22 protein-coding genes are annotated in these 24,379 nt (G+C 63.1%); 13 read left to right on the top strand and 9 right to left on the bottom strand.

The genetic code is table 11. The features are described from left to right. Window positions 1–59 precede the first annotated feature (59 nt). A complete protein-coding gene (locus P8H27_RS03240) occupies window positions 60–2,423 on the top strand; it encodes a response regulator (protein WP_289635175.1) in 2,364 nt (787 codons plus the stop codon). Here P8H27_RS03240 and P8H27_RS03235 read toward each other — a convergent pair. The 3 genes from P8H27_RS03235 to msrB form a co-directional block, all read right to left on the bottom strand. Further along, window positions 2,407–2,877 (bottom strand): MarR family winged helix-turn-helix transcriptional regulator, encoded by a 471-nt coding sequence (locus tag P8H27_RS03235; protein ID WP_289635174.1) that lies wholly within the window; start codon window positions 2,875–2,877, stop codon window positions 2,407–2,409. The two genes, P8H27_RS03240 and P8H27_RS03235, sit on opposite strands and share 17 nt — an antisense overlap. Next, on the bottom strand, window positions 2,874–3,359 hold the full coding sequence (locus tag P8H27_RS03230) for a glutathione peroxidase (RefSeq protein ID WP_289635173.1): 486 nt from the start codon (window positions 3,357–3,359) through the stop codon (window positions 2,874–2,876). The genes P8H27_RS03235 and P8H27_RS03230 overlap by 4 nt, the downstream gene beginning before the upstream one ends. Window positions 3,360–3,495: 136 nt before the next feature. Next, window positions 3,496–3,894 (bottom strand): peptide-methionine (R)-S-oxide reductase MsrB, encoded by a 399-nt coding sequence (msrB, locus tag P8H27_RS03225; protein ID WP_289635172.1) that lies wholly within the window; start codon window positions 3,892–3,894, stop codon window positions 3,496–3,498. 243 nt (window positions 3,895–4,137) lie between these two features. Here msrB and P8H27_RS03220 point away from each other — a divergent pair, with 243 nt between their 5' ends. From P8H27_RS03220 to htpX, 3 genes are all read left to right on the top strand, one after another. After that, complete coding sequence (locus P8H27_RS03220; RefSeq protein WP_289635171.1) at window positions 4,138–5,349, top strand: pyridoxal phosphate-dependent aminotransferase; 1,212 nt, start codon at window positions 4,138–4,140, stop codon at window positions 5,347–5,349. Window positions 5,350–5,468: 119 nt separating this feature from the next. Beyond that, complete coding sequence (locus tag P8H27_RS03215; protein WP_289635170.1) at window positions 5,469–5,921, top strand: hypothetical protein; 453 nt, start codon at window positions 5,469–5,471, stop codon at window positions 5,919–5,921. Between the two features lie 254 nt (window positions 5,922–6,175). Continuing rightward, a complete protein-coding gene (gene htpX, locus P8H27_RS03210) occupies window positions 6,176–7,048 on the top strand; it encodes a protease HtpX (protein ID WP_289635169.1) in 873 nt (290 codons plus the stop codon). A gap of 87 nt (window positions 7,049–7,135) precedes the next feature. Here htpX and P8H27_RS03205 read toward each other — a convergent pair whose 3' ends face one another. After that, window positions 7,136–7,792 carry a thiopurine S-methyltransferase gene (locus P8H27_RS03205; protein ID WP_289635168.1) on the bottom strand — a complete coding sequence of 219 codons (657 nt, stop codon included), beginning with the start codon at window positions 7,790–7,792 and terminating at the stop codon, window positions 7,136–7,138. A 101-nt stretch (window positions 7,793–7,893) separates the two neighbouring features. Here P8H27_RS03205 and P8H27_RS03200 point away from each other — a divergent pair, with 101 nt between their 5' ends. Then, a complete protein-coding gene (locus tag P8H27_RS03200; RefSeq protein ID WP_289635167.1) occupies window positions 7,894–8,661 on the top strand; it encodes a class III extradiol ring-cleavage dioxygenase in 768 nt (255 codons plus the stop codon). A 77-nt stretch (window positions 8,662–8,738) separates the two neighbouring features. Here the strand turns inward: P8H27_RS03200 and P8H27_RS03195 are convergent, their stop codons facing one another. Next, entirely contained in the window at window positions 8,739–10,442 is a 1,704-nt protein-coding gene (locus P8H27_RS03195) for a DEAD/DEAH box helicase (protein ID WP_289635166.1), read from the bottom strand. A 497-nt stretch (window positions 10,443–10,939) separates the two neighbouring features. Here P8H27_RS03195 and P8H27_RS03190 point away from each other — a divergent pair, with 497 nt between their 5' ends. Continuing rightward, window positions 10,940–11,731 (top strand): crotonase/enoyl-CoA hydratase family protein, encoded by a 792-nt coding sequence (locus tag P8H27_RS03190; RefSeq protein WP_289635165.1) that lies wholly within the window; start codon window positions 10,940–10,942, stop codon window positions 11,729–11,731. A 5-nt stretch (window positions 11,732–11,736) separates the two neighbouring features. Here the strand turns inward: P8H27_RS03190 and P8H27_RS03185 are convergent, their stop codons facing one another. Next, complete coding sequence (locus P8H27_RS03185; RefSeq protein WP_289635164.1) at window positions 11,737–12,510, bottom strand: spermidine synthase; 774 nt, start codon at window positions 12,508–12,510, stop codon at window positions 11,737–11,739. A 255-nt stretch (window positions 12,511–12,765) separates the two neighbouring features. Here P8H27_RS03185 and P8H27_RS03180 point away from each other — a divergent pair, with 255 nt between their 5' ends. The 3 genes from P8H27_RS03180 (at window position 12,766) to P8H27_RS03170 (ending at window position 15,961) form a co-directional block, all read left to right on the top strand. Beyond that, window positions 12,766–14,112 carry a class II 3-deoxy-7-phosphoheptulonate synthase gene (locus P8H27_RS03180; protein ID WP_289635163.1) on the top strand — a complete coding sequence of 449 codons (1,347 nt, stop codon included), beginning with the start codon at window positions 12,766–12,768 and terminating at the stop codon, window positions 14,110–14,112. A gap of 306 nt (window positions 14,113–14,418) precedes the next feature. Then, window positions 14,419–14,595, top strand: coding sequence for a DUF2897 family protein (locus P8H27_RS03175; protein ID WP_289635162.1), 177 nt, complete (start codon window positions 14,419–14,421; stop codon window positions 14,593–14,595). After that, a complete protein-coding gene (locus P8H27_RS03170) occupies window positions 14,570–15,961 on the top strand; it encodes a hypothetical protein (protein WP_289635161.1) in 1,392 nt (463 codons plus the stop codon). The genes P8H27_RS03175 and P8H27_RS03170 overlap by 26 nt, the downstream gene beginning before the upstream one ends. Before the next feature lie 57 nt (window positions 15,962–16,018). On the opposite strand, the gene P8H27_RS03165 is transcribed toward P8H27_RS03170, so the two are convergent. The 3 genes from P8H27_RS03165 to P8H27_RS03155 form a co-directional block, all read right to left on the bottom strand. Further along, on the bottom strand, window positions 16,019–16,831 hold the full coding sequence (locus P8H27_RS03165) for an amino acid ABC transporter substrate-binding protein (RefSeq protein WP_374761317.1): 813 nt from the start codon (window positions 16,829–16,831) through the stop codon (window positions 16,019–16,021). Window positions 16,832–17,051: 220 nt separating this feature from the next. Next, window positions 17,052–17,831, bottom strand: a complete 780-nt coding sequence (locus P8H27_RS03160) for an ABC transporter substrate-binding protein (protein ID WP_289635217.1) — start codon at window positions 17,829–17,831, stop codon at window positions 17,052–17,054. A gap of 118 nt (window positions 17,832–17,949) precedes the next feature. Beyond that, window positions 17,950–18,573, bottom strand: a complete 624-nt coding sequence (locus P8H27_RS03155; protein ID WP_289635159.1) for a TetR/AcrR family transcriptional regulator — start codon at window positions 18,571–18,573, stop codon at window positions 17,950–17,952. 241 nt (window positions 18,574–18,814) lie between these two features. Between P8H27_RS03155 and P8H27_RS03150 the strand changes: the two genes are divergently transcribed. The 4 genes from P8H27_RS03150 (at window position 18,815) to atuD (ending at window position 24,351) form a co-directional block, all read left to right on the top strand. Beyond that, the gene (locus P8H27_RS03150) at window positions 18,815–20,602 is read left to right on the top strand and encodes an acyclic terpene utilization AtuA family protein (protein WP_289635158.1); all 1,788 of its coding nucleotides are present in this window, start codon (window positions 18,815–18,817) and stop codon (window positions 20,600–20,602) included. A 74-nt stretch (window positions 20,603–20,676) separates the two neighbouring features. Then, window positions 20,677–21,552, top strand: coding sequence for an SDR family oxidoreductase (locus tag P8H27_RS03145; RefSeq protein WP_289635157.1), 876 nt, complete (start codon window positions 20,677–20,679; stop codon window positions 21,550–21,552). 4 nt (window positions 21,553–21,556) lie between these two features. Next, window positions 21,557–23,173: a geranyl-CoA carboxylase subunit beta gene (atuC, locus tag P8H27_RS03140; RefSeq protein ID WP_289635156.1), complete on the top strand. Its 1,617-nt coding sequence runs from the start codon at window positions 21,557–21,559 to the stop codon at window positions 23,171–23,173. A 20-nt stretch (window positions 23,174–23,193) separates the two neighbouring features. Continuing rightward, the gene (gene atuD / locus P8H27_RS03135) at window positions 23,194–24,351 is read left to right on the top strand and encodes a citronellyl-CoA dehydrogenase (protein ID WP_289635155.1); all 1,158 of its coding nucleotides are present in this window, start codon (window positions 23,194–23,196) and stop codon (window positions 24,349–24,351) included. Window positions 24,352–24,379 lie beyond the last annotated feature (28 nt).

Here is a 24,379-nt window from a genome sequence, read left to right as displayed (position 1 = left end):
CTGCTCCTTGAAGTTACGGCCTGCCAACTGCTGCTGCCGAAAGGAGCAACCAATGGGCTATGCTTGGCAGGCGAACGGACACGAGATTAGTGCCACCCATGGATATATCGCTCACCCAACGCCTGTCGTTCAAACAGGCCAGCTTGACCGTACTGGTGGCGTTTATCCTCGGTACTGCGCTCAGCTTGATTCAAGTGGGCATCGATTATGCCAGCGAAGATGCCTCCATCAACCGCGAGATTAGCGCACTGATGGAAATCAGCCACAATCCCGCTGCGCGTATCGCCTATAACATCGACGCCGAACTGGCCCAGGAACTGGTACTGGGTCTGCTGCGCTCACCGGCGGTGATACGTGCAGAGATCATAGACAACAGCAATATGACCCTGGCCAGCGTCACTCGCCCGCCCCGCACAAGCGGCTACCGACCGCTCAGCGATTTCCTCTTCGGCGAACGACGCCAGTTCGACACCCTGCTATTTGTCAGTCACTCGCCCCAGGAAGCCCTCGGCGTACTGCGCCTGGAGGTCGACACCTATGCGTTCGGCAGTCACTTTCTGCGGCGCGCCATGCTCACCTTGCTGACCGGCTTGGCCCGCAGCCTGTTGCTCTCGCTGATCCTGTTGGTGCTGTTCTATTTCATGTTGAGCAAACCGTTGATCGAGGTCATCCGCGCCCTCAGCGGCCGCGATCTGCACGCCCCCAACCGCAACCGGCTGCCCTGCCCGCGCGGCCATGAGCACGACGAAATCGGCATCCTGGTCGACGTCACCAACCAGCAACTGTCCAGCATAACCATGGAGATCGAACAGCGGCGCGAAGCCGAGAACCGCCTCACCCAATACCTGAACGAGCTGGAGAACATCGTCTCGGCGCGCACGACCGAATTGAAGGCCAGCAACGCGCGCCTGCTCGAGTCCAACCAGGAGCTGGAACAGGCAAAGCGCACCGCGCTGGACATGGCTCAGGCGCGCTCGGCGTTTCTCGCCAACATGAGCCATGAGATTCGCACCCCGCTCAACGGCCTGCTCGGCATGCTCGCCCTGTCCCTCGACGGCCCGCTGAACAACGAACAACGCCAGCAGCTGTCGATTGCCCACGACTCCGGCCAGGTATTGATCGAGCTGCTCAATGACATCCTCGACCTGTCGAAATTCGAGGCCGGCCAGCTTGAGCTGGAAAGTTTGCCCTTCGACCTCGGCGCCATGGCCGAAGACACTGCCAGCCTGCTTTCGCAAAATGCCTTAGCAAGCGTCGAACTAACCTGCCTGATCGACCCGCAACTACCTGCGCAAGTGCTCGGCGACCCGACACGCGTGCGCCAGGTCATCAGCAACCTGTTATCAAACGCCCTGAAATTCACCCGCATCGGCCGCGTCGATCTCCACGTCGACAGCAGCCCGACAGGCATACGGATCCTGGTGCGGGACACCGGCATCGGGATTGCCGAAGAGGCACGAGTACGCATCTATCAGCCCTTCGCCCAGGCGGAGGCTGGTATTACCCGTCAGTTCGGCGGCACCGGCCTGGGCCTGGCGCTTACCCGCCGCCTGTGCGAAGCCATGCAGGGCCGGCTCGAACTGGAATCCAGGGAAGGCTTCGGCAGCCGCTTCTGCGCGGAGTTGCCGCTGCCAAGTTACACCCCTGCAGCCGCCTTGCCAGCGCTGACAGGCCGGGTCGTCGCCCTCAGCCCCGCCAACTCGGGCCTCAGCGAACTGCTGGGCCAGCTTTTGCCGGCATGGGGATTGGACTACCAACGCCTGGACAGCGATACAAACCTGCTCGACGCCGCGGCAGACCTGCTGATCAGCGACTGCCCAGAGTGCCTGCCGGGCATACGCCAGAAGTGCAAGGCGCCCATCCTGCTGATCAGCGCCTATGGCAGCTTCCTACCCAGCGAACAGGTGCAAGCGCTGGCACCGCTCGAGCAGATCGCGCGGCCACTGTCGCGGCAAACCCTGATCCAGGCATTAGGCCGCAACCTCGGACAACAGCTGGAAAGCATGCCGTCGCCAAACCAGATTGAACAACTGACTGGGCGGCGAGCGCGGGTGCTGCTGGTGGAAGACAATCCGGTCAACCAACTGGTGGCAAAAGGCATGCTGGGCAAACTCAGCTGCGAGGTTGTGCTGGCTAACCACGGCGCCGAAGCGCTGAGCCAACTGGAACAACACCACATCGACCTGATACTGATGGACTGCAACATGCCGGTCATGGACGGTTATGAGGCCAGCCGCAGGATTCGTCAGGGCGGGCAGCATCCCGAGCTACCGATCATCGCCCTGACCGCCAACGCCCTGCCCGATGAACGCGAGCGTTGTCGCGCCGCCGGCATGAGCGATTACCTGGCCAAACCCTTCCGCCGCGAAGAACTGGCAGCCCTACTCGAGCGCTGGTTGCCGGCGCCTAGCGCAATGCCATGAAACGATCGAGCAGCTGGCTAACCTGAGCACGCAACGCTGCCAGTTCATCCACCTCGACACCCTGCGCGCACAGCAACTGGCTTCTCAACGGCAGCACCTGTTCACGCAAGGCACAGCCCGCCTCCGTCAATCCCAGGTGCAGCTCGCGCTCATCCAGCGCCGAGCGCTGGCGCAACAGCAAACCAAGCTGCTGCAAACGCTTGAGCAGTGGGGTCAAGGTGCCCGAATCAAGCAGCAAGCGCTCGCCCAGAGCCTTCACCGTGGGTTGTGCAGGCGGAACAACCTGCCACTCCCAGAGCACCAGCATCGCCAGGTACTGCGGGTAGGTCAGATTCAACTGATCGAGCATCGGCTTGTAGGCACGAATCACCGCCCGCGAAGCCGCGTACAGCTTGAAGCACAGCTGGTTGTCCAACTGCAGGGCGTCTTCCCGCTCGAATGGCAGCGGCTTCATTTGAGCAGGGCTTCGATCTCGGCAGTCAGATCTTCCGGCTTGGTGGTCGGCGCGAAACGCTGGATCTGCTTACCGTCGGCACTGATCAGAAACTTGGTGAAATTCCACTTCACTCCTTGGCTACCGAGCAGACCCGGCGCTTGCTTCTTCAGCTTGACGAACAAGGGATGGGCATCGGCGCCGTTGACATCGACCTTCTTGAACAAGGGAAAGCTGACGCCGAAGTTCAGCTCGCAAAACTCGGAAATGGCCCCCTCGTTGCCCGGTTCCTGCTGGCCGAACTGGTTGCAGGGAAAGCCCAACACCACCAGCCCCTTGTCCTTGTACTGCTGCCAGAGGCTTTCCAACCCCTTGTATTGCGGGGTAAAACCACACTTGCTCGCAGTATTGACCACCAGCACGGCCTTACCACCGAAGTCGCCCAGGGTTTTCTGCTCACCCTTGATAGTGGTCACCGGAATATCAAAAAGTTCGTTGCTCATGGGGCTGACTCTTGGTTGGCAGGGGAACGAAAACAAAATAACGGACAATTAAATTGTGCGCAATTTAATTGTCCGAATATAACCCTCGTTGATATGCGAACCGCGGGACGGCTTCGGCCCAACACCCTCACCCAGCCTACTGCGGACGCGGAACCAGCTGCAGCGATGCCGAGTTGATGCAATAACGCAAACCGGTCGGCGCCGGCCCGTCGGGAAAGACGTGGCCCAGGTGGGCAGCACATTTGCCACATTTCACTTCGATGCGGTGCATGCCGTGACTGAAGTCGTCCAGACTGGTAATCGCGTCCTTGCTGAGCGGTTGAAAGTAGCTGGGCCAGCCACTGCCGGAATCGAACTTGGCGTCCGAATCGAACAAGGCGGTAGCGCAGCAGGCGCAGTGATAAATGCCCGGCGTCTTGCTGTCATGGTATTGCCCGCTGAAGGCGCGCTCGGTGCCGCCCAGACGGCAGACCCGAAACTGCTCCTCGGAAAGTTCTTCGCGCCAGGCTTCCAGCGGTTTTTCGAGCTTGTCCATGGAAAAAGTCCTCAATAGAAAAAATCGCCGGGAGCGATTTTTAACGTCGCGCAGCGACGGCCCGCAGGATGGCGGCCATGGATGGCACGCCATAAAAAAGCCTGACTAGTACCTTTGCCGAGGTCAGGCTGCAACGTATCATTCGACCTCAGTCTGTCACCCGCGTTACAACCTGCCAAGGCTCGCCTGATCGAGTCTTTTGCACGGTAATTCAACGACGTTTCACCACTCGGGATCCCTTACATGCAGTTCAGCAAATCGAACAAGCTGGCCAATGTCTGCTACGACATTCGCGGCCCCGTGCTCAAGCACGCCAAACGCCTGGAAGAGGAAGGTCATCGCATCCTCAAGCTGAACATCGGCAACCCGGCGCCGTTCGGTTTCGAAGCCCCGGAAGAAATCCTCCAGGACGTGATCCGCAATTTGCCGACGGCCCAGGGTTACAGCGATTCCAAGGGTCTGTTCAGCGCGCGCAAGGCGGTGATGCAGTACTACCAGCAGAAGCAGGTGGAAGGCGTCGGCATCGAGGACATCTACCTGGGCAATGGCGTCTCCGAGCTGATCGTCATGGCCATGCAGGCGCTGCTCAACAACGGCGACGAGGTGCTGATCCCGGCGCCCGACTACCCGCTGTGGACCGCCGCCGTGGCCCTCTCCGGCGGTAAGCCGGTGCACTACCTGTGCGACGAGCAGGCCGGCTGGTTCCCCGACGTGGCCGACATGCGCGCCAAGATCACCCCGAACACCAAGGCCCTGGTGCTGATCAACCCGAACAACCCGACCGGCGCGGTCTACTCCAAGGAGGTGCTGGAGGACATCGTCGAGCTGGCGCGCCAGCACAACCTGGTGCTGTTCTCCGACGAGATCTACGACAAGATCCTCTACGACCAGGCCCAGCATATCGCCACCGCCTCGCTGGCGCCGGACGTGCTCTGCCTGACCTTCAACGGCCTGTCCAAGTCCTACCGGGTGGCGGGTTTCCGCTCCGGCTGGGTCGCCATCTCCGGCCCCAAGCACCGCGCGCAGAGCTACATCGAGGGCCTGGATATCCTCGCCAACATGCGCCTGTGCGCCAATGTGCCGAGTCAGCATGCGATCCAGACGGCGCTGGGCGGCTATCAGAGCATCAACGACCTGGTGCTGCCCAACGGCCGCCTGCTGGAGCAGCGCAACCGCACCTGGGAGCTGCTCAACGACATCCCCGGGGTCAGCTGCGTCAAGCCCATGGGCGCGCTCTACGCCTTCCCGAAGATCGACCCCAAGGTCTGCCCGATCCACAACGACGAGAAGTTCGTCCTCGACCTACTGCTCTCCGAGAAGCTGCTGGTCGTCCAGGGCACGGCCTTCAACTGGCCCTGGCCGGATCACTTCCGGGTGGTCACCCTGCCGCGGGTCGACGACCTGGAACAGGCCATCGCTCGCATCGGCAGTTTCCTCAAGGGCTACCGCCAGTAACCGGAGACCGCCATGACCCCGGGCAAACGCCAGCGCCACGCCTATATCCCGAGCCGACCCTGGGCGATTCTCGGTCGCCTGTTGCCGCCATTCCCCACCTCGATGATTGCCAACTTCTGATGGATCTACAAATCGACGATTTCTACAAGGATGCCGCAGCCGGCCTGCTGCACCTCTATCAGGTTTTCCCGCGCAAGATGGCGCTCTACGTCGAAGACCTGATCGGCCGCGAGGAACCGGACGAATTCGGCCTGCCGAGCAAACGCCATGAGAGCTGCCTGGGCGCACTGCTGTGGCTGGCCGAGGAAGGCTATATCCGCTTCGACTCGACCATCGCCTACGACGCACTGGATCAGGCCGTGCTCAGCGAAAAAGGCTTTCTGCGCCTGAGCCGTGGCGTGCCCCACGCCCTACGCGAAGGCGAAGCACTGCCGCCGAGCGTGCGCCGGGTACGCGCCACCCTGGCCTTTCAACTGCGCGAAGCGTTGAGCCAAAAGCATGGCGAACGCCTCGCCCGCCTCACCCGGTTGCTGTTCGAAAGCGCTCTGCTCGGAACAGGCGACACAGTTTGAAATAGTCCCCCGGTTGAAGAGCCGGGGGGCGCACCCTTATATAGCCGGCATATCTAGCAGCCTGTCGGACTTAACACTGTCCTACTGCGGAAAAGCCGGATTTGATCATTTTTTGCGCGCTTTCTCGTTAAATAGAGCGACTATTCGCCTCGAAAGCGCGCAAAAACTGCTTCAAACCGGACTTTCCCTCGCTACGGACGGTCAAGTCCGACAGGCTGCTAGCAAGTCTTTCCCGTGAGGAGTCGTTTCACACCATGATGCGCATTTTGCTGTTCCTGGCTACCAACTTGGCGGTGTTGATCATCGCCAGTATCACTCTCAAACTATTGGGGGTAGACCGCTATACCGGCCAGAACTACAGCAGCCTGCTGATTTTCTGCGCGGTATTCGGTTTTGCCGGCTCGCTGATTTCGCTGCTGCTGTCCAAGTGGATGGCGAAGATGAGCACCGGCACCGAGATCATCAGCCAACCGCGCACCCGCCACGAACAGTGGCTGCTGCAAACCGTCGAAGAACTGTCCCGCGCCGCCGGGATCAAGATGCCGGAAGTGGGGATCTTCCCCGCTTACGAATCCAACGCTTTCGCCACCGGCTGGAATAAGAACGACGCCTTGGTAGCGGTCAGCCAGGGCCTGCTGGAGCGCTTCTCGCCGGATGAGGTGAAAGCCGTGCTGGCCCACGAAATCGGCCACGTCGCCAACGGCGACATGGTCACCCTGGCGCTGATTCAGGGCGTGGTGAACACCTTTGTGATGTTCTTTGCGCGGATCTTCGGCAACTTCGTCGACAAGGCCATCCTGAAAAACGAAGGCAGCCACGGTATCGGTTACTTCGTCGCGACCATCTTCGCCGAGCTGGTACTGGGCATCCTGGCCAGCATCATCGTCATGTGGTTCTCGCGCAAACGCGAGTTCAAGGCCGACGAGGCCGGTGCCCGCCTGGCTGGCACCGGCGCCATGATCGCCGCCCTGCAGCGCCTGCGCGCCGAACAGGGGGTGCCGGTGAACATGCCCGACAGCCTGACCGCCTTCGGCATCAACGGCGGCCTCAAGCATGGCCTGGCCGGGCTGCTGATGACCCACCCGCCACTGGAAGATCGCATCGAAGCCCTGCGTCAGTTGCGCTAAACCACGCACAATGAATAAGGGCGACCCGAGGGTCGCCCTTATTCATTGCGGCCTTACGGCAGCGGCCACACTCAGCCCGCCCCTGCCTCAGCGCTTGACCAACCGGTACACCACCTCGTCCAGCGCCTGCAGGTTGTGCTTGATGAACTTCCAGTTACCTTGCAGCACATCCAAGCGCTCCAGCGTTTCGATCTGCCAGCCCGCGCCGAACAGCTCATGCACTTCGCCATCCGTCACCGCGAAGGGCGGGCCGTTCATTTGGCTCTGCTGGTAATCCAGGGTGATCAGCAAGCCCCGGCAGGCCGACGGCAAAATGGCCTGCAGGTGCGCCGCGTAACGCTTGCGCATCTCGACCGGCAAGGCGATCAATGCCGCACGATCATAGAGCGCCTGGCAATCGCCGAGCTGTTCTGCCGTCAGGGCGAAGAAATCGCCGCAGTACAGCTCCATCGTTCCGCCGCGATAAACCTTGAACGCCCCTTCCTGGCTGACCTCTGCGCTCAAGCCATGCTCGGCGAAGAAATCCTCGACCGCCTTCTGCGCCAACTCGACGCCCAGCACCCGATAGCCCTGCCCCGCCAGCCAGGCCAGATCCATACTCTTGCCGCACAGCGGCACCAGCACCCGCGCGCCCGGCTGCAGATCGAGCGCCGAGCAGTGGCGCTGCAGATAAGGATTGACCTGATCCAGATGGAAACCAATCTGATCGCGCGCCCAGCGCGTCTGCCAAAATGCCTCGTCCACTCTACCCCCTAAAAATTCGATCAAATAGCTCAAAAATTTATACTGGAATTCGATAATACCAGCCGCGAAGATAGCCCTATCCTACTGCAGGAACCTCCCTCATGCTGCCTTCGCTCTTTATCTCCCACGGCTCACCCATGCTCGCCCTGGAGCCTGGCGCCAGCGGCCCGGCCTTGACCCGTTTGGCCGCAGAGCTGCCCCGACCACGGGCCATCCTGGTGGTGTCCGCACACTGGGAAAGCACGGCGTTACGCGTCACCGGCGCCGCCCAACCGGAAACCTGGCATGACTTTGGCGGTTTTCCCGCCGCGCTGTATCAAGTGCAATACCCGGCGCCCGGCCATCCGCAACTCGCCGCACAAATCGTGCAAGTACTGGACGCTGCCGGCCTCCCCGCCCAGCTCGACCCCGAACGCCCATTCGATCACGGCGCCTGGGTGCCGTTGTCACTCATGTACCCGGCCGCCGACATCCCGCTCGTGCAGCTCTCGCTACCCAGCCGCCAGGGCGCCGAACTACAGACCCGCATCGGCCGTGCCCTGGCCGGCCTGCGCGGGCAAGGCGTGCTGCTGATCGGTTCCGGCAGCATTACCCACAACCTCGGCGAACTCGACTGGCACGCCGGCCCCGAGGTGATCGAGCCCTGGGCCCAGGGCTTCCGCGACTGGATGGTGGCCAGGCTCGCGGCCGACGATGAGACGGCACTGCACGACTATCGCCAGCGCGCCCCAGCGGCCGTACGCAATCACCCGAGTGACGAACACCTATTGCCCCTGTTCTTTGCCCGCGGTGCTGGCGGCCAGTTCAAGGTCGAACACAGCGGCTTCACTCACGGCGCTCTGGGCATGGATATCTACAGCTTCGCCTGAACCGCTTGCCAGACAAAACCAGCAGACAGAAAAAAACCCGCATCACGACAATGCGGGTTTTTTCATTCAGCGAAGAATCAATCTTCGCGATAACGACGCAGCTTCAGCGGCTTGCCACCGACGCGAGTGTCTTTCAGCTTGCTGAGCAAACGTTCCAGACCCTCTTCCGGCAGCTCGACCAGGCTGAAGCTCTCGCGCACCTGGATGCGGCCGATGGCTTCGCGAACCAGGCCGCCCTCATTGAGGATCGCGCCCAGCAGGTTTTTCGCGGCGATACCGTCACGCGCGCCCAGCGCCGTACGGCAACGGGCACGACCTTCGGCCAAAGGCACTGGCGCACGACGCTCACGGCTATCGCCACGATCCGAACGCTCACTGCGCTCGCTGCGTTCACGCGGCGCACTGGTTGGCACCAACGGTTGCTCGCGCTCGACTTCGGCCAGGGTCAGGGCCTGACCGTTGGTGGCTTTGCGCAGCAGCGCGGCGGCCAGGGCGCGCGGGCTGCAACCGATGTCGGCGGTCAGGCGGTCGAGCAGATCGCCATGGCTGGCCTCGGCATCGGCTACCAAAGGCGCCAGGCTGGTGGTGAGCTTCTTGATCCGCGCGTCCAGCACCTGCTGGGCATTGGGCAGCTTGACCTCGCCCACCTTCTGCCCGGTCACCCGCTCGATCACCTGCAGCATACGGCGCTCGCGCGGCGTGACCAGCAGCAGTGCGCGACCGGCACGACCGGCACGGCCGGTACGACCGATACGGTGCACGTAGGATTCCGGGTCATAGGGCATGTCGACGTTCATCACGTGGGTGATGCGCGGCACGTCGAGGCCGCGAGCGGCGACGTCGGTGGCGATGACGATGTCCAGACGACCGTCTTTCAGCGACTCGATCACCCGCTCGCGCTGGTTCTGGGCGATGTCGCCGTTCAAGGCGGCGGCCTTGTAGCCACGGGCTTCGAGCACGGCGGCCAGATCCAGAGTGGCTTGCTTGGTACGCACGAAACCGATCAGCGCATCGAATTCCTCGACTTCCAGCAGACGCAACACCGCGGCGTGCTTCTGGTCGGCGTGAACCAGCAAATGAGCCTGCTCGATGGCCGTCACGGTCTGGGTCTTGGAGGCGATCTTGATGTGCTGCGGATTGCGCAGGTGCTTTTCGGCAATGGCGCGGATCGAGTGCGGCAGGGTCGCGGAGAACAGCACGCTCTGACGGCTTTCCGGCATGGCTTCGAAGATCACTTCGAGGTCGTCCATAAAGCCCAGCTTGAGCATCTCGTCGGCTTCGTCGAGCACCAGGTACTGGATGGTCGACAGGACCTTCTCGTCGCGACGCAGGTGGTCGACCAGGCGACCCGGAGTCGCCACGATGACCTGGGCGCCCTGGCGGATAGCTTTGAGCTGCGGGCCCATGGGCGCGCCACCGTAGACGGCGACCACGTTGAGGCCGGGCATCTGCTTGGAATAGGTTTCGAACGCGGTGGCCACCTGCAGGGCCAGCTCGCGGGTCGGCGCCAGGATCAGCGCCTGCGGCTCGCGCTTGGCCGGGTCGATCTTCGACAGCAGCGGCAAGGCGAAGGCGGCGGTCTTACCGGTACCGGTCTGCGCCTGGCCGATCATGTCCTGGCCGGCGAGAATTACCGGAATGGCTTGCGCCTGAATGGGCGACGGCTCTTCGTAGCCGACTGCAGTTACTGCTGCGAGAACATTGGGGTGAAGTCCGAGCGCGGCGAAGCCGCCGATTTCCTGGGTCATGGGTCTGCCTCTAGTGCATCCGCAAAGACCCATGCTCCAAAGCTGCGCATGCCGTGTAAGACTCGAAAGTCACCCTGGCAGCCGTGTCGGCGGGGATTTGCGAAAACGTAGTGATAAATGAATCGTCAAGGATAGTCCGCTAGGCGGACTGACTGCCGAAGATAATCCCCGGGCGAGTTGTGTAACCTGAACGTGGCCATGAATTGACCGGCGCGCACTATACCGGAAAACCTGGCCGGGGTGATGGTTTTCCCACAATTAAAATACATGCCCCGCTAAACGGTCGCTCGACGCACGCCAAAGCCAGAGCATTCGCTGCTCGGGGCGCGCAACTAAATAGACATGTCGACCAAGAATATCCAGACGCCCTGCAACACCCATGCACCAGATGCCGGTGCGGTGTGCAGCGGCCCTGCCATCGTTCCCATGGCAGGCCATTTTCCACGTGAATGCCGGCGGTGCAGTGCGCTGGCCATTGGCTGTTCTGCTATACCCTGTTGCACGACATTATCTGCGCAAGGATTCCTGCCATGACTCAAAGCACCAGCGCTCGCGTCAGCCGCGAGAAACGCGGCCAGATCATGCTGATCGGCCTGGATCGAACGGCCAAGCGCAATGCCTTCGACCTGGATCTGCTCAATGACCTGAGCCTGGCTTATGGCGAGTTCGAGCGCGACGGCGAGGCGCGCGTAGCCCTGGTCTTCGCCCACGGCGAACATTTCACCGCCGGGCTGGATCTGGCCAATGTCGCCGCCAGTTTTGCGGCGGGCTGGCAGATTCCTGACGGCGGCTGCGACCCTTGGGGCGTATTCGGCGGGCCGCGCGTGAGCAAACCGGTGATAGTGGCGGCCCAGGGCTATTGCTACACCATCGGCATCGAATTGATGCTCGCCTCGGACATCAGCCTGTGCGCCAGCAATACCCGCTTCGCCCAGATGGAAGTACAGCGCGGTATTTTTCCGTTCGGTGGCGCCACCCTGCGCCTGCACCAGAGCGCCGGCTGGGGCAATGCGATGCGCTGGCTGCTCACTGGCGACGAGTTCGACGCCCACGAAGCCTACCGCCTGGGCCTGGTGCAGGAAGTGCTGGCCAACGAGGAACTGCTGCCGCAGGCGCTCAAGCTGGCCGAACGGATTGCCGCCCAGGCACCGCTCGGCGTGCAGGCCGCCCTGGCGTCCGCACGTCAGGCCGTGATTGAAGGCGAGGCGGCGGCAGCGGCCAATTTGCACCCGACATTGACCCGCCTGATGGCCAGCGAAGATGCCCAGGAAGGGGTGCGCGCCATGCTCGAACGCCGCCCCGGCGACTTCAAGGGGCGCTGAGCGGCTCAGCTGGCCGGACGCAGCGCCTCGATCAACGACTGCAAGGAATAGCCCAGTTGCGGCGCCAGGGCCGCGGCCTTGGCCTGCAGGCCCTCCAGATCGAGCTGCTGCTCCAGATCGGCCGGCACCAGCACAATGACATTGCCCTCCTTGACCGGACATTCCCAATAATGCCGATGGTAGAGCCCGCGCAGCAACGGCGCACCGAGCGGTTTGCCGTCGTTGCCGGCCCACTGATTGATGATCAGCCAGCCGCCCGGATTCAACTGCTTCTGGCAATTTTCCAGAAAGCGCCAGGCCAAATGCCCAGTGGCCGGGCCGTGATCGGTGTAGAGGTCGACAAACAGCAGGTCGGTTTTCTCGGCGCTTTCCAGCAATTCCAGGGCGTCGCCGATGCGAATGGTCAGGCGCGGGTCGTCGCTCAAGCCCATATGTTGCATGGCCAAACGCGGCACATCCGGGCGCAGCTCGATGACCTCGACATCGTCCAAGGGCAGAAACCGCAGGCAGGCCTGAGTCAGGTTGCCTGCACCCAGACCGAGAAATAGCGCGCTTTCCGGTGCGTCATGGCCCAGCGCACCAAGCAGCATGGCACGGGTGTAGTCGTACTCCAGCCAGCCGGGATCGGCCATAAACACACAGCTCTGCTCGATCGACTCGCCGAACTCGAGAAAGCGATAAGCACCCATCTCGATCACTTGAATCACGCCGAAGGCATCGCGCACTTCGGCAATCAACACCGACTCCGGCATTTGATCCACCGGGGGTAAACCTGGCATCCAACTCTCCACCGTGACAGTCCCGACCATTTCGGCCGGGGGAAAGGCGCCAATTGTCATTGAGACGGCCACCCCGGGTCACGCGATAATTCACCGTCGAAGGCTTAGCGCAGCTTGCGGCCGACACGGCCCAAGGCGCGCCAAGCCAACCCCGGCGGCACCATGCAGCGGCTCTATCGCGGCTATCGGCTTGAAGCGCTGGGCTGATCGGTTACCATGCCCATCTGCCTAAACTGCCTGAAGCCGAGAATCGTGATGTCGCAATCCTGGAGCCCTGAAAGCTGGAGAAGCAAGCCGATCCAGCAGCAACCGCACTACCCCGATGCCGCCCACCTGGGCAAAGTCGAACAAACCCTGGCCGGTTACCCGCCGCTGGTGTTCGCCGGCGAAGCCCGTGAGCTGCGCCGACAGTTCAGCGAGGTGACCCAGGGCCGCGCCTTTCTGCTGCAGGGTGGCGACTGCGCCGAGAGCTTCGCCGAGTTCAGCGCGGCGAAGATCCGCGACACCTTCAAGGTGTTGCTGCAGATGGCCATCGTCATGACCTTCGCCGCCGGCTGCCCGGTGGTCAAGGTCGGGCGCATGGCCGGCCAGTTCGCCAAGCCGCGCTCGGCCAATGACGAGACCATCGGCGACACCACCCTGCCGGCCTACCGCGGCGACATCGTCAACGCCATCGGTTTCGACGCCAAGAGCCGGGTACCGGATCCGGAGCGCCTGCTGCAGGCCTACCACCAGTCCACCGCCTCGCTCAACCTGCTGCGCGCCTTCGCCCAAGGCGGTTTCGCCGACCTGCACCAGGTGCATCAGTGGAACCTCGACTTCATCGCCAACTCGGCGCTGGCGGAAAAATACAGCCACCTGGCCGACCGCATCGACGAGACCCTGGCGTTTATGCGCGCCTGCGGCATGGACAGTTCGGCGCAGGTGCGCGAGACCAGCTTCTTCACCGCCCACGAGGCGCTGTTGCTCAACTACGAAGAGGCCTTCGTGCGCAAGGACAGCCTTACCGGCGGCTGGTACGACTGCTCGGCGCACATGCTCTGGATCGGCGACCGTACCCGTCAGCTGGATGGCGCCCACGTCGAGTTCCTGCGCGGGGTCGGCAACCCGATCGGGGTCAAGGTCGGCCCGAGCATGGGCAGCGAAGACCTGATCCGCCTGATCGACATCCTCAACCCGGACAACGATCCGGGGCGCCTCAACCTGATCGTGCGCATGGGCGCGGACAAGGTCGAGGCCGGCCTGCCGCGCCTGATCCAGACCGTGCAGCGCGAAGGCCGCCAGGTGCTGTGGAGCTGCGACCCGATGCACGGCAACACCATCAAGGCCTCCAGCGGCTACAAGACCCGCGACTTTGCGCAGATCCTCGCCGAAGTGAAGCAGTTCTTCGCCGTGCACCAGGCCGAGGGCAGTTATGCCGGCGGCATCCATATCGAGATGACCGGGCAGAACGTCACCGAATGCATCGGCGGCGCCCGGCCGATCACCGAGGATGGCTTGTCGGATCGCTACCACACCCACTGCGACCCGCGGATGAACGCCGACCAGTCGCTGGAGCTGGCCTTCCTGATCGCCGAGACGCTGAAGCAGGTGCGCCGGTGACAGCGTAGGTGAACAATCAGCGAGCAACGGCCAGAGTCGCTGCCAGAAGCGGGTCGCAGGGCGAACCTCTAGCGAATCAAAAGCGCAGTTCAAGTGTTCTAGGTAAACATTCGGGCGCTCAACGCTGCGCTTTTATGAACGCCATTTTTGACGCTGCCTCGGCAGCCCAAATAGCCTCTTGAACGGCGGTTCAAACCACCCGACTGATCGTCGCGCGACGCAGGCCTTCGCCACCATTAGCCGCCTGACAAGCCCGGCCAGGCGCGCTAAGGTGAGGGCTCCACTGCACCGCCCGAGGAGCCGTCCATGACCTGGCATATCTGGCTACTGATAATTCTCGTTCTAGGCTCTATCGTGGGCGGCCTGATGGTGCTGCTGCGTACCGCCAAACCCCTGCCGCTAACCGACGAGCAACTGCGGAAAATCCGTGAACGTGAAATCGAGTTGGAAGCCCAGGATGCCAAGGACGCTCGCCTGCGTTAGCCTGCTGGCCGGGCTATTGGCCGGGTGCGCGTATTGGCAAGCCGCACCGGCTGACCCGTGTGCGGCGCTATTCAAGCAATTGCCGGTGGCCACCCAGGCCTATCGGGATGCGCAGTACCATCGCCTGCCCGGCTTTAGCGGCCTGCGCAGCGATCGAGTGCTCGCCGCCCTTGGCGCAAGCGCAGACAGCCCGGAACAACGTCGCCAGTGGCTGCTGTACCTGGCCGAGCGCGACGCCGAAGCCAGCCGAATCGAAATCGCCCAATTGCCATCCACCGCGCGCCTCGCCTGGGCCGGTGCGCCGCGCCAGGCGGATCTGAGCGCGTGCCGCACCCGCCAGGTCGACCGCCTGAGCGCCGACCCCGAGGCTTTCGCCCGCGCCGTCGAGGCCGCGCAGGTGCCCGACGACTATCGTGACTGGGCGCGCACCCTGGGTCTCTATCCGCTGTTCAAGCCGATCTTGCGCCAAGGCATTGCCGCCTGGCAGCAGGCCGCCGCCCTGGCTGCTGCCCCCGAGGACGACGCGCACTGGTTGGGCTACCAGCCGATTCCGCTCGCAACACAGCCACCGCCGCTGATGCTGCATGAAGATAGCCTGGGCCTGCCGCAGGCGCAGCCCCAACAACTCGACGCGCTGTTCGCCCGCCACGCGCCCCGGCTGAAGATCGCCCAAGCCGGCCGCAGCGACCGCATCGGCAGCCCGTATTACCGCCCGGATGGCGGCCGGGATTTCAATCCGCTGCAGGCGCGGCTTTATCAGCACAGCAGCTGGAGCCAGTTGAATGGCCGCTGGCACCTGCAATTGATCTACCAGTTCTGGTTCAGCCAACGCCCCAAGCCCAACGTCCTCGATCTATACGGTGGCGAGCTGGACGGCTTGCTCTGGCGCGTCACCCTCGACCGGCAGGGCAAGGCCCTGCTCTACGACAGCATCCACCCCTGTGGCTGCTGGCACAGTTTTTACCTGCCGGCGGACTCGCCCCTGCACTTGCGCCAGAACGTCGGTGAAGAGGCACGCCTGAGCCAACGCCTGAGCGTCACTGGCGATAGCGCGCCGACCCTGTGGTTGAGCGCTGGCGAGCATCGCCTGCAGTGGGTCGATGCCCGCCGCTCGCGCTACCCGACCCTGCTCTACCAACGCGGCCCGCTCGATCAGTTGCGCCAATTGCCCCACTCGCACGGCCAGCGCAGCCTGTACGGCAAAGACGGCCTGGTGCCCGGCAGTGAGCGCCTGGAACGCTGGCTGCTGTGGCCTTCCGGCGTCGTTTCGCCGGGCGCCATGCGCCAGTGGGGGCGCCACGCCACGGCCTTTATCGGCCGCGCCCACTTCGACGACCCGCACTTGCTCGAGCGCTATTTCCAGTAACCTTGCGCGCTTCGGCGCTAAACGGCGGCCGGCGCAGTCTGGCCGTGCCGCTGGCGGTCAATCTGTTACACCTGCGGTTACTGAGCTATCCGCCATGCCTGGCCTGACCACGATCTGGTAAGGCGCGAAAATCGCGGATAACTGACCCTCGCGGCGTAACTGCTCGAATAGTCTGTCAAGCTGCGCCGGACTGATGGGGGCCGCGGGACGCAGTAGCACCTGATGGCGATAGTGCTGATCGACCCGCTGGGAAACCAGCAGCTGCCCGGCATATTGCCGATTCCGCCGGAGAAAATCGCCAATATAGGAACGCGTGGCCAGGGCGATGTCCGCTCGCCCACGCAGCACCATGAGCAGGTTGCTGTCGTGGGAATGGTTCAGGATCGCATTGAAGTTTTTGGCGAGAAATTGCGCCTCGGCATTGAAGCCGGCGAAACCATAGTGGTAGCCGTTGAGCAGCGCCAGACGCTTGCCCCTGAGCCGCTTGAAATAACCTTGCCCACGCCCCGGCTCGACCCGGGCGACGAACACTTCGGCGTCCTCCAGCCCCATGTCGACGACGTCGTGGGCAATGCCCTGCCAACCCCAGGCCGGATTTTCGAACATCGACAGGTCAATCCGCCCCTGCTCGAAATCCCGGAAACGCCGGGAAATCGAGGTAGGCCGCACGATGAAGTGGAAATCGCTCTGTGCCCGGTTAAGCGCATCGAGCAGTTGCGGCAGCAAACCGGCATGCTGCGACTCCTGCGCCTTAGCGACATAAGGCGGGAAAAACGCGCCGCCCACATGCACCACTTGCTGGGCGGCAAGCGGCCCCGCAGCCAGCAGCGCCACGAACAATGCACAACCCCTGAGCACTTTGCGCAACAACGCCATATCCCCCGCAAGCCATGTTTGCACTTGGAGAACAGCCTAGCAGGCCGTTGAAAAACTACCTGCGTTGCCGATGCGTCGTTAAAAACAGGCTCAAAATGCTCATTTACAACACGTAAACTGCGCTTTTTCGCCTGTTTTTGCCTAGCCTCGGCTGCCTCGCCTACATTTTTCAACGGCCTGCTAGTTCAGGAAAAGCCGAGCGAATAGCGCGATTTCAGTCTTGCATCAGATGTTCCGGCACCGCCAGGTGATAACGATGGAGCAAGGCGTCCAACTGGCCATGACGGTTCAGCGCCTGCAGCAACGCGGCGAAGGCCTCTGGCGTCAGCAAGGACTGCTCACGGAACAGCGCATGGTGCCGGTAAAACTGATCGACCCGCTGCGATACCAGCAAGGCCGCACTCCGCTCGGGGTAACGGCGCTGGTAGTCCTGCAGATAAGAGCGGGTAATCACGGCAATGTCCGCCCGACGACGTATGAGCATCAGCAGGTTGCTGTCATGCGAGTAGGTCAGCACGGCGGAAAAGTTCTCGCGGAGGAACTGCTGGTTCGCATTGAAACCGGCAAAGCCGTAGTGATAGCCGTTATACAGCGCCAGGCGCTTGCCCTTGAGCCGATCGAAATAGCCCTGGTCGCGCCCCGGCTCGGCAAGCGCGACATAGACTTCCGCATCGGAGATATGCAGATCCAGAGCACTGTGTGGCGTGTCCTGCCAACCCCACTCCGGCGATTCGAACAGGATCAGATCGAAACGACCGCTCTCGAGGTCGCGGTAACGGCGAGTCACCGAGGTCGGCACCAGACTGAACTGGTAGTCGCTCTGCAAATTATTCAAGGCCGCCAGCAACTCCGGCAGCACGCCCGCGGGCGCGGCGCTTTCCGGTTTAGTCACGTAAGGTGGGAAATGGTAGGCCCCGACCCGCACCGGCTCGGCTGCCATCGCCGACAGAGCGATCGACAGAGCCCACGCAAGCAGCAACCCCCTGAACACCATGCGCAAACCGCACACCTCGTAGACGACACCAGACCGCGAGCGGCTCCTTGTGTGAGTTGGGCGGATAATCCATCACCGCGACATTAGTACCAAAAGGCCATCAGTGGGTATTGAACGCTCAAACGTCTTTGAGTACCAGCGAAAGTGCCTCTTCGGCCAGCTGATCCAGGCTCATCGGCCCTTCTGGGCGAAACCAGGTATTGGTCCAACTCAAGGCTCCCGTGAGGAAGCGCCGCAGGATGAATGGATCGGCCTTGAAGTATCCCGCCGCCCTGGCCTCAGCCAAGACGTCCAGCCAGAGCTGCTCATAAGTATCGCGTAGCACCAGGATAAATTGCTGGCTGGGCTCCGACAGCGAGCGCCACTCGTACACCAGAACCGCCATGGCCTCTCCCGTGCCACCCATGATCGATTGCAACTCGCAACGGATCAGCGCCAGCACGCGCTCACGCAAGGTGCTCGCTTCGGCCAGCGAAGCCTGCATCAAGGCGGTGTTATAGCGGATGGTTTCCTCCATCACCGAACGCAGGATCTCATCCTTGCTCTTGAAGTGGTGAAAGATGCTGCCCGATTGAATGCCCACCGCACTGGCCAGGTCGCGCACGGTGGTGCGCTCGTAGCCTTTACTGCGAAACAGGTGTGCCGCCGTTTGCAGCAGCTTGCCGCGCGCGCTTTCCGGGTCGGTGATCTGACCGCTGGCCACCAGTTCGCACATTACCGCCTGGGCTTGTTGATCATCCACGCTACCTGCTCTCCAAATTTCTCATCGCTTGCACAGCCCTAGAAAACCGCACACTTGCTCGCGCAAGCGCACAGGCCTGCCCAAGTGCTTGTCGTTATTGGTGAAATTTATGCTGCACAAGCCACCCAAGCAAGCGCTTGGCTGCACTTTGCCATAGAAAGATCATTCAAGGGGCTTTTCAACCAAGCGCTTGCTTGGTAGCCTTTGAACCACTCTATTCCTGTGTGGCGGATCCACTCCAATGACTAAAACCGTACGCATCGGCTGCGCCTCGGCCTTCTGGGGCGATACCAGCACCGCCGCCGCCCAACTGGTGCACGACAGCGAACTGGATTACCTGGTGTTCGACTACCTGGCCGAAGTGACCATGTCGATCATGGCCGGCGCGCGCATGAAGCAGCCGGACGCCGGCTACGCCACCGACTTCGTCGAAACCCTGGCGCCGCTGCTGCAGGACATCGCCGCGAAGAACATCCGCGTGATCAGCAACGCCGGCGGGGTCAACCCCAGCGCCTGCGCCGCGGCCCTGAGTGCTGCCTGCGCACAGGCCGGCGTGAACCTGAAGATTGCCGTGCTGCACGGCGACAACCTGCAGCCCAAACTCGCTGAGCTGGCCAAGGCGGGCACCCTGGAAATGTTCAGCGGCGCAGCCCTGCCGCCCTTCTGCGTTTCGGTCAACGCCTACCTGGGCGCGCCGGGCATAGTCGAAGCCCTGAAATTGGGTGCCGATATCGTCATCACCGGCCGCGTGGTCGACAGCGCCGTGGTCAGCGCCGCCCTGGTGCATGAGTTCGGCTGGGCTTGGTGCGACTACGACAAGCTAGCGCAAGCCGCTTTGGCCGGGCATATCATCGAATGCGGTGCGCAGTGCAGCGGCGGTAATTTCACCGACTGGCAGAGCGTGCCGGATTACGAACATATCGGCTTTCCGCTGGTGGAAGTCGTCGCCGATGGCAGCTTCGTGGTCACCAAGCCGGAGGGTTCCGGCGGCCTGGTCACACCCTTTACCGTGGGCGAGCAGTTGCTCTACGAGATCGGCGACCCGCGCGCCTATTACCTGCCCGATGTGGTCTGCGATTTCACCCAGGTGCAACTGGCCCAGGTCGGCGCTAACCGCGTCGAACTCAAAGGCGCCCACGGCCTGCCGCCGACCACCCAATACAAGGTCAGCGCCACCCACCCGGACGGCTTCCGCTGCACCGCCAGTTGCCTGATGGCCGGCATCGATGCGGTGAAAAAGGCCGAGCGGGTCAGCCAGGCGATCATCAACAAGACCGCAGAGCTGTTCGCCGAACGCGGCTGGGAGCCCTACCAGGAAGTCAGCATCGAGCTGCTGGGTGCCGAGGCCACCTACGGTGCCCACGGCCGGCGCCAAGACACCCGCGAAATCGTGATCAAGATCGCCGTGCGGCATGCCAAGAAGGAAGCCCTGGTGCTGTTCTCCCGCGAGATCGCCCAGGCCGCCACCGGCATGGCGCCAGGCCTGACCGGCATCGTCGGCGGTCGCCCGACGGTGTACCCGGTGATCCGCCTGTTCTCCTTCCTGGCCGACAAGGATAACTGCCAGCTGGAAGTGGAGCTGGACGGCGAACGCACGCCGGTGGCGCTGCCGCAGATCGCTGCACTGGATGGTGCGCAGATCGCCGCGGATACCGCCGCTCCGCTGCCAACCGGCCAGGCCGACGCCAGCGTGGCTCTGATCAAGCTGGCGGTGGCGCGCTCCGGCGACAAGGGCAACCACAGCAATATCGGCGTGATGGCCAGAAAGCCCGAGTACTTGGCCTGGATCGCCGCGGCGCTGAGCGAGGGCGCCGTGGCCGAATGGCTGCAGCACCTGCTCGACCCGCAGAACGGCAAGGTCAGCCGCTGGTATTTGCCGGGCAGCCACAGCCTGAATTTCTTGCTGGAAAACGCCCTGGGCGGCGGCGGCGTCGCCAGCCTGCGCATCGACCCGCAAGGCAAGGCCTTCGCCCAGCAGTTGCTGGAATTCCCGGTGCCGGTGCCCAAGGCGCTGGCCGATTCACTCTAATTCGAAACACCGATGACACAGAACAAGAGCGGTTCCCGCGCAGAGCATGGGAACCATCGGCAAGAGGATGAGCAATGACCTACAACTCCGTGTACAAACCCGACCTGTTCAGCGGCCAGACCATCCTGATCACCGGCGGCGGCAGTGGCATCGGTCGTTGCACCGCCCATGAGTTGGCGGCCCTGGGCGCTCATGTGGTGCTGGTCGGGCGCAAGCTGGAAAAGCTGGAGAAGACCTGCAGCGAGATTCTCGAGGATGGCGGCCAAGCCAGTTTCCAGGTCTGCGACATTCGCGACGAAGAGGCCGTCAAGGCCATGGTCGCGCAGGTTGTCGCCGAACACGGGCCGATCCAGCACCTGGTCAATAACGCCGGCGGCCAGTACCCCGCCCCGCTCGCCTCGATCAACCAGAAAGGCTTCGAGACCGTGGTGCGCACCAACCTGGTCGGCGGTTTCCTGGTCGCCCGCGAAGTGTTCAACCAGAGCATGAGCCAGACCGGCGGCAGCATCGTCAATATGCTCGCCGACATGTGGGGCGGCATGCCCGGCATGGGCCATTCCGGCGCGGCGCGCGCGGGCATGGAGAACTTCAGCAAGACCGCCGCCGTCGAGTGGGGCCACGCCGGGGTGCGGGTCAATGCCGTGGCACCGGGTTGGATCGCCTCCAGCGGCATGGACACCTACGAAGGCGCATTCAAGGCGGTGATTCCGACCCTGCGCGAGCATGTGCCATTGAAACGCATCGGCAGCGAATCGGAAGTCTCGGCCGCCATCGTCTTCCTGCTGTCGCCGGGTGCGGCCTTTATCAGCGGCAACACGGTGCGCATCGACGGTGGCGCCAGCCAGGGCAGCCGCGCCTTTCCGCTGCTCAAGGCCAAGCCTGGGCAGAGCCAGGCGTACAACGGCTTCCACCGGGCCTATCTGCCCGATGTGCTTAAGGATCAGGAATAACCCCATGCCGGTCATTCAGTCGGATATCGATGTGCACGGCGAAGACTTCGCCAACAACCGCGAAGCCATGCTCGCCGCCGTGGCCAGTTTTCGCCAGATCGAACAGAACTGCCTGAACAAGGCGGCCGAGGCCAAAGCCAAGTTCGACAAGCGCGGCCAACTGTTGCCGCGTGAGCGTCTCAACCTGCTGCTCGACCCCGGCGCGCCCTTCCTCGAACTCTGCTCGCTGGCCGGCCACAAGCTGCACGACGACAAGGACGGCAGCCAAGCCGGCGGCGGCATCATCGCCGGTATCGGCTATATCGCCGGGGTGCGCTGCCTGGTCAGCGCCAGCAACAGTGCGATCAAGGGCGGCACCATCTCCCCCACCGGGCTGAAGAAGACCCTGCGTCTGCAGCAGATCGCCGTGGAGAACAAACTGCCGCTGGTGGCCCTGACCGAAAGCGGCGGCGCCAACCTCAATTACGCCGCCGACATCTTCGTCGAAGGTGCGCGCGGCTTTGCCAACCAGGCGCGCATGTCGGCCATGGGCCTGCCGCAGATCACCGTGGTGCACGGCTCCAGCACCGCCGGCGGGGCTTACCAGCCGGGCCTGTCGGATTACGTGGTGGTGGTGCGCGGCAAGGCCAAGCTGTTCCTCGCCGGCCCGCCGCTACTCAAGGCCGCCACCGGCGAGATCGCCAGCGACGAACAGCTGGGCGGCGCCGAGATGCACGCCCAGGTCGCCGGCACCGCCGAATACCTGGCCGAGAACGACGCCGACGGCGTACGCATCGCCCGCGAGATCCTCGCCCTGCTGCCGTGGAACGCGCAGTTGCCGACGCGGCCGCAGAAGAGCTGGCGCGAGCCGCTGTACCCGGTCGAGGAACTGCTCGGTCTGGTGCCGGCCGACGCCAAGAAGCCCTACGACGTGCGCGAGATCATCGCCCGCATCGCCGACGGCTCGGCGTTTCTCGACTTCAAGCACGAGTTCGACAACCAGACGGTCTGCGGCCACTTGCAGATCGAAGGCCAGCCCTGCGGTTTTATCGGCAACAACGGCCCGATCACCCCGCAGGGCGCGGCCAAGGCCGCGCAATTTATCCAGCTGTGCGAGCAGAGCAACACGCCGCTCCTGTTCTTCCACAACACCACCGGCTTCATGGTCGGCACCGAAGCGGAGCAGCAGGGGGTGATCAAGCACGGTTCGAAGATGATCCAGGCGGTGGCCAACGCCACGGTGCCCAAGCTGACCGTCGTCGTCGGCGGCTCCTACGGCGCCGGCAACTACGCCATGTGCGGCCGCGGCCTCGACCCGCGCTTCATCTTCGCCTGGCCCAACAGCAAAACCGCGGTCATGGGCGGCGCCCAGGCCGGCAAGGTGCTGCGCATCGTCACCGAAGACAAGCACGCCAAGCAAGGCAAGCAGGCCGACCCGCAGATGCTCGACATGCTGGAGCTGGCCACCGCGCAGAAGCTCGACAGCCAGTCCAACGCGCTCTACGGCACCGCCAGCCTGTGGGACGACGGCCTGATCGACCCGCGCGATACGCGCAAGCTGCTCGGCTACCTGCTGGACATTTGCGCCGAGGCCGCCGTGCGGCCTCTGAAACCCAACACCTTTGGCGTTGCCCGCCTGTAACCCTTCGGAGAATAAAAAACATGATCTTTACCCAGGAACACGAAGAGCTGCGTCGCACGGTGCGTCATTTCGTCGACAAGGAAATCAACCCGCATGTCGAGCAGTGGGAGAAGGACGGCCGCTTCCCGATCCATGACATTTTCAAGAAAGCCGGCTACCTGGGTCTGCTGGGCATCTCCAAGCCGGAGCAGTTCGGCGGCATGGGCCTCGACTACAGCTACTCGATAGTCGCCGCCGAAGAGTTCGGCAGCATCCGCTGCGGCGGCATCCCGATGTCCATCGGCGTGCAAACCGACATGTGCACCCCGGCCCTGGCGCGCTTCGGCTCCGATGAGCTGCGCGAGGAATTCCTCCGGCCGGCGATCACTGGCGAGATGGTCGGCTGCATCGGCGTCTCCGAAGTCGGCGCCGGTTCGGACGTGGCCGGGCTGAAAACCAGCGCCAAGAAAGACGGCAGCGACTATGTGATCAATGGCAGCAAGATGTGGATCACCAACTCGCCCTCCGCCGACTTTATCTGCCTGCTGGCCAATACCTCGGACGACAAGCCGCACGTCAACAAGTCGCTGATCATGGTGCCGATGAACACCCCGGGCATCAGCGTCAGCCCGCACCTGGACAAGCTCGGCATGCGCAGCTCGGAGACCGCCCAGGTGTTCTTCGACGATGTGCGCGTGCCGCAGCGCTACCGCATCGGCCACGAAGGCGCGGGCTTTATGATGCAGATGCTGCAGTTCCAGGAAGAGCGCCTGTTCGGCGCGGCCAACATGATCAAGGGCCTGGAGCACTGCATCGACGCCACCATCGACTACTGCAAGGAGCGCAAGACCTTCGGCAACGCGCTGATCGACAACCAGGTCATCCACTTCCGCATGGCCGAGTTGCAGACCGAGGTCGAGTGCCTGCGCGCGCTGGTCTACCAGGCCACCGAACAGTACATCCGCGGCAAGGACGCCACCAACCTGGCCTCGATGGCCAAGCTCAAGGCCGGCCGCCTCGGCCGCGAAGTCACCGACAGCTGCCTGCAGTACTGGGGCGGCATGGGTTACATGTGGGACAACCCGGTGGCCCGCGCCTACCGCGACGTGCGCCTGGTGTCGATTGGCGGCGGCGCCGACGAAATCATGCTGGGCATCATCTGCAAGCTGATGGGCATCCTGCCGGGCAAGAAAAAATAGCCAGGAGCCATTCGATGGTTGCCACGCT

This window comes from Pseudomonas sp. sp1636 (assembly GCF_030376615.1).
Taxonomy (GTDB): domain Bacteria; phylum Pseudomonadota; class Gammaproteobacteria; order Pseudomonadales; family Pseudomonadaceae; genus Aquipseudomonas.
The sequence above is the reverse complement of the archived record's forward strand: the minus strand, read 5'-3'. Positions and strand labels throughout refer to the sequence as shown.